General features: G+C 45.7%; 12 protein-coding genes and 4 tRNA genes. 13 read left to right on the plus strand and 3 right to left on the minus strand.

The window, feature by feature from the left end; genetic code table 11:
* Positions 1 to 154 precede the first annotated feature (154 nt).
* Positions 155 to 3,130 (plus strand): S9 family peptidase, encoded by a 2,976-nt coding sequence (locus tag AC1RR2_RS03695; protein WP_493220946.1) that lies wholly within the window; start codon positions 155 to 157, stop codon positions 3,128 to 3,130.
* A gap of 88 nt (positions 3,131 to 3,218) precedes the next feature.
* On the opposite strand, the gene AC1RR2_RS03700 is transcribed toward AC1RR2_RS03695, so the two are convergent.
* From AC1RR2_RS03700 to AC1RR2_RS03710, 3 genes are all read right to left on the minus strand, one after another.
* A complete protein-coding gene (locus AC1RR2_RS03700) occupies positions 3,219 to 5,492 on the minus strand; it encodes an ATP-binding protein (RefSeq protein WP_493220947.1) in 2,274 nt (757 codons plus the stop codon).
* 19 nt (positions 5,493 to 5,511) lie between these two features.
* Positions 5,512 to 6,003 (minus strand): cache domain-containing protein, encoded by a 492-nt coding sequence (locus tag AC1RR2_RS03705; protein WP_493220948.1) that lies wholly within the window; start codon positions 6,001 to 6,003, stop codon positions 5,512 to 5,514.
* 188 nt (positions 6,004 to 6,191) lie between these two features.
* Positions 6,192 to 8,105 (minus strand): DUF885 domain-containing protein, encoded by a 1,914-nt coding sequence (locus AC1RR2_RS03710; protein ID WP_493220949.1) that lies wholly within the window; start codon positions 8,103 to 8,105, stop codon positions 6,192 to 6,194.
* A 300-nt stretch (positions 8,106 to 8,405) separates the two neighbouring features.
* Between AC1RR2_RS03710 and AC1RR2_RS03715 the strand changes: the two genes are divergently transcribed.
* The 12 genes from AC1RR2_RS03715 (at position 8,406) to rplL (ending at position 14,580) form a co-directional block, all read left to right on the plus strand.
* Positions 8,406 to 9,152 carry an MgtC/SapB family protein gene (locus AC1RR2_RS03715; protein ID WP_493220950.1) on the plus strand — a complete coding sequence of 249 codons (747 nt, stop codon included), beginning with the start codon at positions 8,406 to 8,408 and terminating at the stop codon, positions 9,150 to 9,152.
* A 122-nt stretch (positions 9,153 to 9,274) separates the two neighbouring features.
* A tRNA-Tyr gene (locus tag AC1RR2_RS03720) sits at positions 9,275 to 9,359 on the plus strand.
* 42 nt (positions 9,360 to 9,401) lie between these two features.
* Positions 9,402 to 9,475 (plus strand) — tRNA-Gly (locus tag AC1RR2_RS03725).
* Positions 9,476 to 9,517: 42 nt separating this feature from the next.
* A tRNA-Thr gene (locus tag AC1RR2_RS03730) sits at positions 9,518 to 9,592 on the plus strand.
* A gap of 91 nt (positions 9,593 to 9,683) precedes the next feature.
* The gene (tuf, locus tag AC1RR2_RS03735) at positions 9,684 to 10,877 is read left to right on the plus strand and encodes an elongation factor Tu (RefSeq protein ID WP_493220951.1); all 1,194 of its coding nucleotides are present in this window, start codon (positions 9,684 to 9,686) and stop codon (positions 10,875 to 10,877) included.
* Positions 10,878 to 10,950: 73 nt separating this feature from the next.
* A tRNA-Trp gene (locus tag AC1RR2_RS03740) sits at positions 10,951 to 11,026 on the plus strand.
* Positions 11,027 to 11,063: 37 nt separating this feature from the next.
* Positions 11,064 to 11,444: a preprotein translocase subunit SecE gene (gene secE / locus AC1RR2_RS03745; protein ID WP_493220952.1), complete on the plus strand. Its 381-nt coding sequence runs from the start codon at positions 11,064 to 11,066 to the stop codon at positions 11,442 to 11,444.
* Entirely contained in the window at positions 11,444 to 12,049 is a 606-nt protein-coding gene (nusG, locus tag AC1RR2_RS03750; RefSeq protein WP_493220953.1) for a transcription termination/antitermination protein NusG, read from the plus strand. The genes secE and nusG overlap by 1 nt, the downstream gene beginning before the upstream one ends.
* Before the next feature lie 126 nt (positions 12,050 to 12,175).
* Positions 12,176 to 12,607, plus strand: a complete 432-nt coding sequence (gene rplK, locus AC1RR2_RS03755; protein ID WP_315469670.1) for a 50S ribosomal protein L11 — start codon at positions 12,176 to 12,178, stop codon at positions 12,605 to 12,607.
* Complete coding sequence (gene rplA / locus AC1RR2_RS03760; protein ID WP_186891710.1) at positions 12,607 to 13,302, plus strand: 50S ribosomal protein L1; 696 nt, start codon at positions 12,607 to 12,609, stop codon at positions 13,300 to 13,302. The genes rplK and rplA overlap by 1 nt, the downstream gene beginning before the upstream one ends.
* Positions 13,303 to 13,621: 319 nt before the next feature.
* Complete coding sequence (rplJ, locus tag AC1RR2_RS03765) at positions 13,622 to 14,158, plus strand: 50S ribosomal protein L10 (RefSeq protein ID WP_186921955.1); 537 nt, start codon at positions 13,622 to 13,624, stop codon at positions 14,156 to 14,158.
* Positions 14,159 to 14,208: 50 nt separating this feature from the next.
* A complete protein-coding gene (rplL, locus tag AC1RR2_RS03770; RefSeq protein ID WP_186921956.1) occupies positions 14,209 to 14,580 on the plus strand; it encodes a 50S ribosomal protein L7/L12 in 372 nt (123 codons plus the stop codon).
* The last annotated feature ends 64 nt before the right edge of the window (positions 14,581 to 14,644 follow it).

Raw genomic sequence — 14,644 nt, forward strand, 5'->3', positions numbered from 1 at the left:
TTGGTGGCATTTTCATTTTTATTGTCGCGCTAGTTGGGTCTTGTTGCGTCGTATTTCCATCATTCTGAACTAAGTTGTGATGCGCTTGTCAATAGACTCTGGTATTGTCTTTTCTCTTTTTATTTTCTCTTCCTTCTTTACTTTGGAGCGTCAAATGCGTCCTGCTTTTCCTTTAGTAAGTTTAAGCTTTTTGTTGGCAAGCTCTGAATTGCTGGCACAGACCAGTACACCAGTCAACGCGACTAAGGAGTTGCCCGCGCTGAGTGCCAGTGAAAAGAAAGCTGATGTTAAGCCCGAAGCAAAAGCACAGCCGGCAGTGCCGCGTCCAATTGAAATTGCCGATATGGGAGCGTGGAAAGGTATCAGTTCTGCAGCGATTGCTGCTAACGGCCAATGGGCTGCCTGGCGTATCAGTGAATCCGAAGGCGATGCGAACGTCGTCGTCAAATCGCTCAATGGCAAGGAAGAATATAGTTTTCCGGCAGGGCAGGGCGCGGGCTCTTTAGAATTTTCCGATGATGGTTTATGGCTGGCATTCACGGCGCACCTGAGCAAAAAAGATCAGGACGCGGCAAAAAAAGCCAAGAAACCTATACAGACCAAAGTGACTTTGGTTGATCTTAAAACCGGCAAAGCCACGACAGTGGACAAAGTACGTAAATTCGCCTTCGCCAATCAACGTGGCGGCTGGATCGCGATGCATAAAGCGATGGCCGATGGTGCTGCAGCTGCGGCGCCCGCACCCGCAGTCCCGGGAGCACCTCCAGTGCCGGCGAAGCCAAAAGGTTCTGATTTACTCTTGAAGAATTTAAAGACCGGTGTTTCGCTGAATTTGGGCAATGTCTCAGAATTTGAATTTGATCATCAAGGACGCTTTTTGGCATATCTGGTCGACGCCGCAGACAAGTCGGGTAATGCGGTCATCGTGCAGACCCTCGATAGCGGCGCCAGTCAGGTTTTGGATGAAGGTGAGGTGGTTTACGAAAAATTATTGTGGAATGACAAAGGCAACGGTTTTACGGTTTTAAAAGGTATAGAAGACAAAGCTTACCAAGACAAATTGTGGAATGCTCTGGGCTTCCGTCTCGAAGCGAATAGTAGTTTTACGAAAACGATTATCGATCCCGCCAAGTTGAAGGACTTTCCGGCAGACATGACGATTTCAGGTGATGCGCAACCGCGTTGGAGTAAAGACTTTGCCTGGATTTCATTCGGTATTAAAGAAGCCAAGAAAAAGCCAAAAGAAGAAAAGAAAGAGCCTGAAGCAGACGAAAAAGTAAATCTGGTGTTATGGCATCATCAAGACAAACGTTTGCCGACTCAGCAAAAAGTACAACAGGACATGGACAAGAAGCGTTCCGCTGCAGCGCTGTATCGTGTCGCGGAAGATAAATTTGTGCGCTTGGGCGATGAGAAATTGACCAGTGTCTCCCTGCCATCGGCGGGTGATTGGGCATTGGCGCAAGACGATAGCGAATACCAGCGCCAGGCCAGTATGGATGGTCGTCGTTTTAGTGATGTCTATGCGGTGAACTTGAAAAATGGTGAGCGCCGTTTGTTGAATAAGCAAGCCAGTTGGACTTTCGGCCTTGCCTACGATGGTCGCCATTACTTGCATTACGAAGACGGACACTTCTTTAGCGTAGAAATGGCAAGCGGCAAACGCCACAATTTAACCGCAGGCTTGAGCGCCAGTTTTATCAATTTGGACGATGATCACAATCTGGTCAAACCACCTGTGCAGCCGTTTGGTTGGAGCGCTGATAGCCGCTTTGTGTTGCTAAGTGATGGTTGGGATATTTGGAAAATGCCAGCGGAAGGTGGCAAAGCGGTGCAGTTGACCACCGACGGTCAGCGTGATCAGGTTCGTTACCAGCGTCGTCTGGTGCTCGATCCAGATGAAAAGGGCATTGATCTGAGCAAGCCACAGTATTTTAGCGCCTACGGGGAATGGACCAAGAAAGCGGGCTTTTTGCGGCTTGAGCCAAATGCTAGTGTAAAACGTTTGGCTTTTGATGATGCTTCTTATCGCCGTTTAATGAAGGCAGAAAAAGCAGATGTCTTTTTGATGTCGAAAGAGACTTCGATTGCGCCGCCAGATTTGTACGTCAGCGGTGAGCAACTTAACGATGCGCGTAAGCTCACAGATCTCTCCAGCCAGGAAAAAAATTACACCATGGGCAGTGGCGCCATGTTGGTCAACTATGTCGGCACTGATGGCAAAAAATTACAGGGTGCTTTGTTTTTACCGACTAATTATCAAGCCGGTAAAGCCTATCCAACCATCGTGTACATCTATGAAAAATTGAGTCAGGGTTTGAATAGCTATACGCCACCCGTAGTTGGCGGCGGCGGTTTTAATCGTTCTTACTATACTAGTCATGGCTATGCCGTATTTAATCCCGATATCACTTATCGTTTAAATGATCCTGGTGTCAGTGCTAAAGAAAGTGTCTTGCCCGCCCTGCAGGCAGCGATCGCAACGGGTGTAGTGGATGCCAAGCGTGTTGGTTTGCAGGGCCATAGCTGGGGTGGCTACCAAACTGCTTTTTTAGTCACGCAAACGGATGTGTTTAAAGCAGCGTCTGCTGGCGCTGCGTTGACCAATATGATCAGTATGTACAGTTTGGTGTATAAAAACTCCGGTAGCACCAATCAAGCGATTTTCGAGAGTAGTCAAGGGCGTTTCCTTGGTGCGTACAACGATCATTGGGAAGCCTATGTACGTAATAGCCCCGTGTTCTTTGCCAAGAATGTGAAGACGCCTTTACTGATGTTGCAAAATGATGTGGATGGTGCGGTGGATTACACGCAGGGCGTGGAGTATTTCAATACCTTACGTCGTGCTGGTAAAGACGTCATCATGCTGGAGTATCCAGGAGAAAATCATGGCTTGGTGAAGAAACCAAATCAAAAGGATTATATGCAGCGTATGAAAGAGTTTTTTGATTTTCATTTGAAAGATAAGGCCGCACCGGAATGGTTGAGTAAAGGCGTTGCCTGGTTGAAAATGGAAGAACACTTGAAAGAACGTGCTAGTCTGGTGAAACCACCAGAAGTAAAGGCACCTGTTAAGGCGGATGAAAAGAAAGTAGCCGATCCAAAAACGGCTGAAGTGAAGGCACCTTAATCTGCTTCTATTCAATGCGCTTACATAGAGTATAGGCTCAATCGCAGTGAAGACAAAAAGCCACAGTTCGCTGTGGCTTTTTGCTTGACTACTCAATTTTTTTATCTTTTACAGCTGCTTTTTTGGGCAACACAAATCTGAATTGCGTGCCGTGATTGACCTTGCTTTCTAAGCTAACACTGCCGCCCAGAACTTCCGTGACCAAATTGTAGACTATGTGTAATCCCAGGCCCGAGCCACCTTGTCCCAACTTGGTGGTAAAGAAAGGATCAAACACGCGTTTAATATGCTCTGGCGGTATGCCCACGCCATCATCTTTGAACACAATTTCTATCTCATTTTCGTTGAGTTCTTTGGCGCTTAAGTGCATTTGACCGTGATCCCTGCCCTCAAAACCGTGGCTCACTGCATTATTGATGGTGTTGGTTAAAATTTGTGCCAGAGCACCTGGATAACTCTCCATTAGCACGCCTTCCTGCAGGCTCACAGTGAGTTGAAAGTTGGTTCGCCTGTAGATGGGTTCCAGCGTGAGCAAGACTTCTTCCAGACTTGATTTTAAATCGAACAAGCGATATTGATCACTCGATTGATCGACCGCAACTTGCTTAAAACTGAATATTAATTGTGCTGCTCTTTGCAAATTGCGTAGCAAGATATCGGCGCCTTTTTTGCTATCTTCAACTAATTGTAAGAGGCGCGTTTTGCGCAATTGTCCTGCGTTAATTTCATTGGCTAACGTTTGCGTATAGTCGTGAATGGTGCTGGCAACCATCAAACTATTGCCTATCGGTGTATTTAATTCATGAGAAATCCCCGCGACCAGATAACCCAGCGCTGCCATTTTTTCGGAGCGGAACATTTCATCTTGCATCGCTTTCATCGTATTTAAAGCTTGCTCTAGTTCTTTATTGGCATCGGCCAGGCTTTGTGTTCGTTCTAATACTTTTTCTTCCAACTGGGTATTGAGCGTGCGCAATTGTGATTCGACGTGGCGTAAATGAGAGATGTCTAGTGGTGAAAAAATCAATAACTGTTCCGCATTTGATACAAATCGCTTGGATGAAATTTGGCAAATGTGTGAATGACCTTGGCTGTCACATAAACCGACTTCATATTGCTTCACGACGCCTTGTTCTAGTAAGAGTTTGTTGTGTTGATTCGCATCCGCTTGATTCGTCCAAATATTCAAGTCGTGCAGAGACTTGTGCATTGCTTGTTCGGCGCTGTAACCCCATTGCCGTAATAAATAGTCATTGATTGCTAATATTCTTTGATCACTGAAGCGCAGCAATGCCAATGGTACAGGGGAATTCTCAAACAGGTCAGCGAACTTACTTTCACTGGATTTTAAATGGGCTTCTGAGGCTCGCAGAGATTGCTCAGATTGATGCAAACGCTGGAATTGTCGCCATAAGAATAAGCAAAGTAAGACCAGCAATAAAATAATTATCGATGAAAATAGTATCCTATTTTGACTACGCTCTTGCCATGGGCTTAAGATGGTATCGGTATCGCGCGCGAAAATTGAAATGACGGGGTAATCCTTGAATTTTCGAAAGGTGTACAGGCCAGGTTTAGCATTCGTATCGTTTAAAAAGCTGTGATCTTCAAACATACCTTCTTCGGTGGATTTGTTGAGATGCGCTATCATGGCTGACTTTGAAAGATCTTGGCCTACCTGATTGGATATGAACGGAAAGCGCACGATAATCACGCCGGTGTTGGTGAATAGTGCGACGATCGCTTTACTATCGCGTGCGACACGTTGGTAGACATTGCTAAAATAGGAAACGCTGATATCAGTGCTGATAATGCCAAGATAGTGACCATTATCCGTAAACACATTTCGCGCAACCGGGACGACTAATTCTCCATCATAAAAGCGCTGGAATGGGCGCCCTAAAAGTAGCTTTCTATCTTCACGGTGCTGTAGCAAATAGGGAATATAAGTTCTGTCGTCAGCATCGGTCTGGTAGGCTGGATAATCGATAGAGCTAACCCAGGCCTGTCCATCCGGATTGACAAATTGCAATGCTTTGAGTACGCGATTGAAGGGCTGAGCTTTGGTTAAAACCTCACGAATGACCGTGTCGGTAATAGGTTTTTGTTTGCCCTCACTTAAAATAGCATTGACCACGGTATCGAGATTACGCTCTGCGTCGTGCAAGGTTTGAGTTGCATGCTCTTCTAAAAGACGCACTGCCACCAGTCCATGCTGGTACTCTGAGTCGATGGTCAGTTTGCGATCTTGATTAATGGCCCACCAGGATTGCGAGATGATTGCTGCAATAATTAACCCTGTGAACAGTGCTAATAGCAGGCCGATCGTCGTTAGTGAGAATTTATTTTGTTTGATTGCCATTGTGGCGCGTTCTTCTTTTTTATCGATAAATACCGGTACCTAAACACAGGTCTAATCCAGGTACACGTTCGACATAGCCTTGTTTCGGTTCAACCTCTTTCGTTACTGGATTTGGCCAGCGGTATTTGGTCCAGCCTTTGCCTTCTTTCGACGTAAAGCAGATTTTTACCATCGCAGCAATCAGATAGACACCATCGATGTCACGCATCTCTAACATGACTTTGCCTCGGATTTTGGGATTTTTCCCGTGTACTGCTTGATACCCCTTGGAATCCAAGGTGTACAGATAAAGATCACCATTTGGATTGATTTCGCTCTTAGAGTTAAAAGGGCTGTCTAGTCGGTTAAATTCAATGATACTTTTCTCCAGACCATTTTTTTGCAAATAGGCCTGGGCTTTTTGTATAAGCGCGGTGGCGGCACGTGCATCGCTACGTTCAATCGCAAAGCTGCCGGCGATATTCGGGCAGATCATAATGACAATAAATACGCCTATAGCTAGGTAACGCATTGTTTTCTCCTTAATCATCATAGCGCTAGCAATGGTGGATAGTTTGTTGAATCGCAAAAAATGCCACAGCTTGCTTGTCATTCCTGAATCCTTGTAATTCATTGTAATGTAAAAAACTCTTGTTCCAAAGAAAAAGGCCTCGAATTTGTTCGAGGCCTTTCGCTGTTGTCTTAGCGCGTTGGTCGATCTTACTTTTTATCTTTTTTGCTTCGTTTAGCCCATTCCATCATTTCACTTTCTAATATGGATAAAGGAACAGAGCCAAGGCTTAGCAACTTGTCGTGAAAGGCGCGCACATCAAATTGATCGCCGAGAATTTGTTCTGCTTTTTTGCGCGTCTCACGAATTTTCAGTTCGCCAAGTTTATAGGCCAGAGCTTGACCGGGCCAGGAGATGTAGCGGTCCACTTCGGTCGTAATTTCATGTTCTGACATGGCGGTGTTTTCGCGCATGAATGTTTGTGCTTGTTCACGCGTCCAACTCTTGGCATGCATGCCCGTGTCGACCACTAAACGAGTGGCGCGCCACATTTCATAGACCAGACGTCCGAAGTGATGATAATGATTTTCGTAAAAGCCCATTTCCACACCCAAATGCTCAGCGTACAAACCCCAGCCTTCGCCAAATGCGGAGATGTAGGAGCTGCGTCGAAATTCTGGTTGTTCTGCTTGTTCACCTGCTAAGGCGATTTGCAGATGATGGCCTGGCACTGCTTCATGTAAAGTGAGCGCAGGCAAAGCCCACATAGGCCGCTGATCAAGTAATGAAGTATTTACCCAGTAGTTCGAGGGGCGATTCGCATCGCCGCTGCCAGCATAACGGCCTGCGGTATAGGTTGGCGCAATGTCGGCAGGCACAGGTTGAATGCCATAAGGCTTGCGCGGTAGTCGGCCAAAATAGCGTATTAACAGACCATCCGCTTTCTTTGCCCAGTATGCGGCTTCGGCTAATAGTTCATGGGGGGTCTTGGCATAAAATTGCGGATCGGTGCGTAAAAAATGCAAGAAGGCGGGGAAGTCGCCGTTGAACTTAAGATCCGCAATGATTATGTGCATATCATTACGGATGCGAGCAACCTCCGACAAGCCTATAGCATGGATTTCTTCAGGACTGGTGTCCAGGGTCGTGTACTCTAAAATCTGGGCGCGATAGAAGGCTTTGCCGTTTGGTAGGTCATATGCCGCGATAGTTTTGCGTGCATTCGGCATGTAATCATTGCGAATAAAAGTCAGCAATTCCTGGTAGGCGGGGATTACTTTTTCAGCGATTAATTTTTTCGCCCGCTTCTGTAAATCTTGTTGCTGCGTTGGTGTGATACTCACTGGGAGTTGTGAGAATGCTTTATAAAACACACTTTGTTCTATGTCGCTAACCACATGCCTTTGTATGCTGGCATCACGTCCTGTCAATACGACTTGGGGCATGGTCATGCCGCGTTCTATGCCCAACTTCATCAACGCAATTTTTTGACTAAAATTGCGCGGAATACTGGCGAGTTGCTTTAAGTATTGTTCGCAGGCTTTGAGATTGGTGCAGCGCGTCGATTCAGCTGCACCAGCGGTGCCGGCCCAAAACTGACTATCTGAGTTGAAAGTGAGCAAATGCGCATTTAAGCTAATTGCATTGATGCGATTGGTGAGTTGGTCAGAAAAAATTCTCAGGTTAATTTTCGATTCATTGGACAGGGAATTTGCAGGAATATTCTGTGCTTCCCTAGCGAAACCGCGCCACACCGCAAGACGTCTTTGTTCCGCAGCATCACTATAGTCGGCGATTGTGATTTCATCTTCATCATCGGCCTGACGGCGACCGGGAAATTCCTTATTTCTATAGGCGGCTTCTTTTTGATAAAGCTCTTTGAATGCTTTTTCAGCTTGCTCTTGCTCGGCATTCGATTTGGCATTGCTAATGACACTAGCGGCTTGATCCTTAACTTTGCTAGCAATCGCTTTTTCTTTGATAGTCTCGCTTATCTGGCTATTCGCATACGCTGGATTGATAGAGAAACTACTAATTGCCGCGATTAAGCTTAGCATCAGTGGCCGCAGAGCGATGGCGGGTTTATCTAGTGAAAGTGTCGAACTCTTCTTTTTGTGGTGCATAGATGTCTCCTGGAGAGCAATAAAAATTGACGCATGGAAATTAAATATACTACAAATATACCCGGTAGTCCCTTTGAATTTAAGATCGCATAGGCGGGTCTATTTGACTATTTAAAAGACTATTGTTGATATTTGCTTCAAATCGGGTCGTCATAACTATGTGCGTTCTGAGCGGTTCGCGGTGCGAAAGTTCATTGTTGTAGTAATGTGCAAAATGCTTAGGCAGAGCTACATTTCTTAGACAGCTTGTGGTTGGCTTGATAAACTGAAAATTATATAAATCAAATACGAGCACATCGCATGACTACCTTGGCTTCATACACCGCCCATTTCTGGTCTAGTGCAGAATTAGGGACAAATTCCATTATTTTTCTAAATCTGACTGGCGCCATGCTACTTGGCTTTTTAGTCGGATATGAGCGCTCTTATCACGGGCGTGCAGCCGGCATGCGAACCTATGGCTTGGTTTGTATGGCTTCAGCAGCCTTGGTCGTGATCGCTGGCTATCCAGATTTTTGGTTTGGTGCTCGTTCGCTGGCACCAGTTGCATTGGATCCTTCTCGAACCATACAAGGCATCGTTACCGGCATAGGTTTTCTTGGGGCCGGGGTGATTATGAAAGAAGGCTTTAGCATTAGTGGATTAACAACGGCGGCATCGTTGTGGGCTTCGTCTGCGATAGGTATCTTGGTGGGAGTTGGCTTCTATGCGGCAGCGATACTGCTGGCCTTTCTTTCCGCAGCCTGTATGATCTGGGTATATAAGCTGGAAGCATGGTTGCCAGCGAGACAAGCAATCTCTATCGTGATGCAATTCAGAGAGGGCTTTACCGCAAATGAAGCTGCAATACGCAAATTGGCAATGGAACGTGGTTATGAGGTTGCTGGGGGCACCATTATCATCTCCTTAAAAGATGGAAAAACAGAATGGCGTTTTGTGGCGGTCGCGCTAAATCGTAAATCAGCTAACTCAATCAGCGCACTTTCAGAAGAAATGAATAAATTTGAGGGCTTGGTTTCTTATCAACTTGCACATGCTCGCAATTAGTTTATTTGTTAAATTTGCAGGTGAAGCCCCCTAAGTTTTTTCAAAAAACAGAAAAAAATGCGGGCGATCCTAAAAAGCTATTGACAGCTAAAACAAACATCTCCATAATTCGGGGTTCCCTGGGAGGGGTGGCCGAGTGGTTAAAGGCGACAGACTGTAAATCTGTTCTCTCTGAGTACGCTGGTTCGAATCCAGCCCCCTCCACCAGGCAGAATTTGTGGCTGAAGTTGTTTCGAATCAGTTTCGTATGCGGGTGTAGCTCAATGGTAGAGCCGAAGCCTTCCAAGCTTAAGACGAGGGTTCGATTCCCTTCACCCGCTCCAAGTTTAAAGTTTTGTCTCTGCATGTGTGTTGTGCAAAGAGCTGCCCTTGTAGCTCAGTGGTAGAGCACTCCCTTGGTAAGGGAGAGGCCACGTGTTCAATCCACGTCAAGGGCACCAGTGTAGTTTTAAATCATCGTCTTCGCATTGTTATTATCAGGCGTGTGCTTGGTAGCTTAAGAAGATCTCTCACAATCGTTAGGAGTCTAAAATGGCAAAAGGTAAGTTCGAACGCACCAAGCCGCACGTTAACGTCGGTACAATTGGTCACGTGGATCACGGTAAAACGACATTGACAGCAGCGATTGCGACAGTATTGTCTAAGAAATTTGGCGGCGAAGCTAAAGCATACGACCAGATCGATGCAGCTCCAGAAGAAAAAGCACGTGGTATTACGATTAATACTGCGCACGTAGAATACGAAACAGCAGGCCGTCACTATGCTCACGTTGACTGCCCAGGCCATGCTGACTATGTTAAAAACATGATTACTGGTGCTGCTCAGATGGACGGCGCTATTCTGGTTTGCTCCGCAGCTGACGGTCCAATGCCACAGACACGTGAGCACATCTTGTTGGCACGTCAAGTTGGTGTTCCATACATCATCGTATTCTTGAACAAATGCGACATGGTTGATGACGCTGAGTTGTTGGAATTGGTTGAAATGGAAGTTCGTGAATTATTGTCTAAATACGAATTCCCAGGTGACGATTTGCCTATCATCCAAGGTTCCGCAAAAATGGCGCTCGAAGGCGACAAGGGTCCATTGGGCGAAGAAGCGATCATGAAATTGGCTGATGCTTTGGATTCTTATATCCCAACACCAGAACGTGCTGTTGACGGCGCATTCTTGTTGCCAGTGGAAGACGTGTTCTCCATTTCTGGTCGCGGTACAGTGGTAACGGGTCGTATCGAACGCGGTATCATCAAAGTCGGCGAAGAAATCGAAATCGTTGGTATTAAAGATACAGTCAAAACAACATGTACTGGTGTTGAAATGTTCCGCAAATTGCTGGATCAAGGTCAAGCTGGTGACAACGTGGGTGTCTTGTTGCGCGGTACTAAGCGTGAAGATATTCAACGTGGTCAAGTTTTGGCGAAACCAGGTTCAATCAAGCCGCATGATCATTTCACAGGCGAGATCTACGTTTTGTCTAAAGATGAAGGTGGTCGTCATACACCATTCTTCAATAACTATCGTCCACAGTTCTACTTCCGTACAACGGACGTAACTGGTTCAATCGAGTTGCCGAAGGATAAAGAAATGGTGATGCCAGGTGATAACGTCTCTATCACAGTTAAGTTGATCAACCCGATCGCGATGGAAGAAGGTCTCCGTTTCGCGATTCGTGAAGGTGGTCGTACTGTTGGTGCGGGTGTTGTTGCAAAAATTATCGCTGGTTAATAGTTTTAAGTAGTAAAGACGAATTGGATAGTGGCTTAAAAAGTTGCTGTCCTCTTCGTTTGTAAAAAGCTGTAGGGGTGTAGCTCAACTGGCAGAGCGTCGGTCTCCAAAACCGAAGGTCGTAAGTTCGATCCTTACCGCCCCTGCCACCATCAAGGCCAAAAGGCATCGAAAGTAAAAATCAGCATGTCTAACCAAACCGTTCAAACTGTCAGTACTTCCAGTGATAAATATAAAATCATTTTGGCGGTGATTGCTGCTGTTGCTGGTGTCGTTGCATTTTATGTTCTCGCTGGTCAAGCGAAGTATGTGCGTTTAGGTGCTTTGTTTGGTGGTCTTGCATTAGCTCTGATATTGGTCTTTATCTCTGAGACAGGTCGCGAGCTGGTGTCGTTTGCTAAAGAATCGATTCGTGAAGCTAAGAAAGTGGTTTGGCCCACTCGCAAAGAGGCGGGGCAAATGACTGCGGTGGTATTCGGATTTGTATTGATTATGTCAATCTTCTTGTTTACGACTGATAAAGTTCTTGAATATTTAATTATGAATGTAATTCTTGGGCTTAAATAATGAGCGAACAAATCACAGACAAAAATGCAGATAATGCGCCAGAGCAAGACTCTGGTGTTTCTGTCCCTAAGAGTGCAAAGAAATGGTATGCCGTGCATGCCTATTCTGGTATGGAAAAGAGTGTTCAGCGTGCATTGACGGAGCGCATTGAGCGCGCCGAAATGCAGGATATGTTTGGACAGATTTTGGTGCCTACCGAAGAAGTGATAGAAGTTAAGAATGGTAAGAAAAGTGTTACAGAGCGTCGTTTGTTTCCTAGTTACGTTTTCGTGGAAATGGAAATGACAGATGATACCTGGCACTTAGTGAAGAATACGAGCAAAGTGACTGGTTTTATTGGTGGAAAATCGAATAAGCCAGCGCCAATTCCGCGTCACGAAATAGAAAAAGTGTTGCAACAGGTGCAGGATGGGGTTGAAAAACCAAGGCCAAAAGTGTTGTACGAAGTTGGCGAAGTGGTCCGTATTAAAGAAGGCCCATTCACAGATTTCAACGGTAATGTCGAAGAAGTCAATTACGCGAAATCTAAGGTGCGTGTGAATGTGACTATTTTTGGACGCGCAACTCCAGTGGATCTGGAATTCGGTCAAGTCGAAAAAGTATAAGTAGTAAATGTAGTAAGCGGGGCTGGCACCGCACAGAAATGTAAAGGCTGGTGAAAAAAAGCGAGGAGCCTGTTGGTTGGTCATATGACCAAGAGGCGCTACCACTCAACCATAGAAGGAGCCATCATGGCAAAGAAAATTATTGGTTTTATCAAGCTGCAAGTTCCAGCTGGTAAAGCAAATCCATCCCCACCAATCGGTCCAGCATTGGGTCAACGTGGTTTGAATATCATGGAATTCTGCAAAGCATTTAATGCGCAGACTCAAGGTATGGAACCAGGTATGCCAATTCCAGTTGTGATCACCGCATTTGCTGATAAGTCTTTCACATTCGTGATGAAGACGCCGCCAGCAACTTACATGATCAAAAAAGCAGCTGGCATCACTAAAGGTTCTGCTAAACCACATACAGACAAGGTTGGCAAAATCAGTCGTGCGCAAGCCGAAGAAATCGCAACAGCTAAGCAAAAAGACTTGACTGCTGCAGATATGGAAGCAGCTGTGCGTACAATCGCAGGTTCTGCTCGTTCCATGGGCATCACGGTGGAGGGTCTGTAATGGCTAAGTTATCTAAAAAAGCAAAATTGCTGAAGACAAAAGTAGATCGTTTGAAGGTTTACCCATTTGATAACGCTATCGCGTTGATCAAAGAATGCGCAACTGCAAAATTTAATGAATCTATCGACGTTTCTGTTCAACTCGGCGTTGATCCTAAGAAATCTGACCAAGTAGTTCGTGGCGCGGTTGTTTTGCCAGCTGGTACAGGTAAAACAGTACGCGTAGCGGTATTCGCACAAGGCGCTAAAGCTGAAGAAGCTAAAGCCGCTGGCGCAGATATCGTTGGTATGGAAGATTTGGCTGAGCGTATCAAAGCTGGCGACATGCCATTTGATATCGTTATTGCTTCTCCAGATACTATGCGTATCGTTGGTACTTTGGGTCAAGTTTTGGGTCCACGTGGTTTGATGCCAAACCCGAAAGTCGGTACTGTGACTCCTGACGTTGCAACAGCAGTTAAAAATGCTAAAGCAGGTCAAGTTCAATACCGTACTGATAAGGCAGGTATTATCCACACAACAATCGGTCGTAAATCATTCGCTGATGGCGATTTGAAATCGAACTTGTTGGCCTTGATCGAAGCATTGAACAAAGCTAAACCAGCGACAAGCAAAGGTGTTTATCTGCGTAAAATCTCCATCTCATCCACTATGGGTGCTGGCGTACGCGTAGATCACATTAATTTGTCTGCGTAATAGCTAAAAGTAGTAATAAGAATTAAGTCCATTCATCTTTTAGGTGAGTGGCGCATCTTTGGGCTGTTTGCTATTGCTTGCTTCGGTAGGTGTTGGCAAACAGAGTGTCAAAGACCGTTGGGCTTTTTAAATTCGTTTAGAAAGTTAATTGTTGAGAAGTGATTCTTGATGCCCAACGCAGATGGTGTACCCGAGCAAGTTTTGTAGTGACTACTGGTAATCCAGTGAAGCTCCTAACTTCGGACGCCGTGTTCGAAACGATATGAGGGAAGTGCATCATTGTGGTGTATCGACTGAGTATCATTTAAGGAGGTTGACCGTGAGTCTCAATCTGAATGACAAAAAGGCTGTTGTCGCCGAAGTCTCTGCAAAAGTAGCAAAAGCGCAGACTATCGTCGTAGCCGAATACCGTGGCATACAGGTCGGTCATTTGACGCAATTACGTGCTAGCGCACGTGCTCAAGGCGTATACATGCGCGTGTTGAAAAACACACTCGCACGTCGCGCTGTAGAGGGAACTGCATTTGCAAGCCTCGCTAACGAAATGACAGGTCCGTTGATCTATGCGATCTCGGAAGATGCTGTTGCTGCTGCTAAAGTTGTTCAAGACTTTGCAAAAAGCAATGACAAGTTAGTCGTTAAAGCTGGTAACTACGCTGGTAAATCTTTGGATAAAGCTGGTGTTATCGCGTTGGCAAGCATTCCTGCTCGTGAAGTATTGTTGGCGCAAGTGTTGGGTATGATGCAGGCTCCTGTATCAGCATTCGCACGTGCATTGGCAGCACTCGCAGCAAAACAAGAATCTGGTTCACCAGCAGCACCGGCAGCAGAAGTTGCCGAAGCAGCAGCTGAGTAAGATTTTTCGTCAAATACCGAATCATAGTAATTTAAATATTGGAGTTTCAAATGGCAATTAGCAAAGACGATATCCTGGAAGCCGTAGGCGCGATGTCCGTAATGGACTTGAACGACCTGGTTAAGGCATTCGAAGAAAAATTTGGCGTTTCCGCTGCTGCAATGTCAGCTGGCCCAGCTGCTGGTGCTGCTGCTGCTGCTGTTGAAGAGCAAACAGAATTCAACGTTATTTTGTCTGAAGTTGGCGCAAATAAAGTTGGCGTAATTAAAGCTGTTCGTGAATTGACAGGTCTGGGCTTGAAAGAAGCTAAAGACGTAGTTGATGGCGCGCCAAAAACAGTTAAAGAAGCTGTTTCTAAAGCGGATGCTGAAGCTGCTAAGAAGAAATTGGAAGAAGCTGGTGCGAAAGCAGACATCAAGTAATTCCATGTTATACTGGCGGACTTTCGAGTTTGCCTAAGTCAAAGGAAGGAATCTTCTTGCAAGA

It is taken from the genome of Undibacterium sp. GW821-FHT11H02 (assembly GCF_058808015.1).

Excerpts from the sequence above, each read along its gene's own strand:
- rplK (WP_315469670.1), top strand. The coding sequence starts at position 12,176 with ATGGCAAAGAAAATTATTGGTTTTATCAAGCTGCAAGTTCCAGCTGGT.
- rplA (WP_186891710.1), top strand. The coding sequence starts at position 12,607 with ATGGCTAAGTTATCTAAAAAAGCAAAATTGCTGAAGACAAAAGTAGAT.
- AC1RR2_RS03695 (WP_493220946.1), top strand. The coding sequence starts at position 155 with ATGCGTCCTGCTTTTCCTTTAGTAAGTTTAAGCTTTTTGTTGGCAAGC.
- AC1RR2_RS03710 (WP_493220949.1), bottom strand. The coding sequence starts at position 8,105 with ATGCACCACAAAAAGAAGAGTTCGACACTTTCACTAGATAAACCCGCC.
- tuf (WP_493220951.1), top strand. The coding sequence starts at position 9,684 with ATGGCAAAAGGTAAGTTCGAACGCACCAAGCCGCACGTTAACGTCGGT.
- secE (WP_493220952.1), top strand. The coding sequence starts at position 11,064 with ATGTCTAACCAAACCGTTCAAACTGTCAGTACTTCCAGTGATAAATAT.
- AC1RR2_RS03700 (WP_493220947.1), bottom strand. The coding sequence starts at position 5,492 with ATGGCAATCAAACAAAATAAATTCTCACTAACGACGATCGGCCTGCTA.
- nusG (WP_493220953.1), top strand. The coding sequence starts at position 11,444 with ATGAGCGAACAAATCACAGACAAAAATGCAGATAATGCGCCAGAGCAA.
- AC1RR2_RS03715 (WP_493220950.1), top strand. The coding sequence starts at position 8,406 with ATGACTACCTTGGCTTCATACACCGCCCATTTCTGGTCTAGTGCAGAA.
- rplL (WP_186921956.1), top strand. The coding sequence starts at position 14,209 with ATGGCAATTAGCAAAGACGATATCCTGGAAGCCGTAGGCGCGATGTCC.
- AC1RR2_RS03705 (WP_493220948.1), bottom strand. The coding sequence starts at position 6,003 with ATGCGTTACCTAGCTATAGGCGTATTTATTGTCATTATGATCTGCCCG.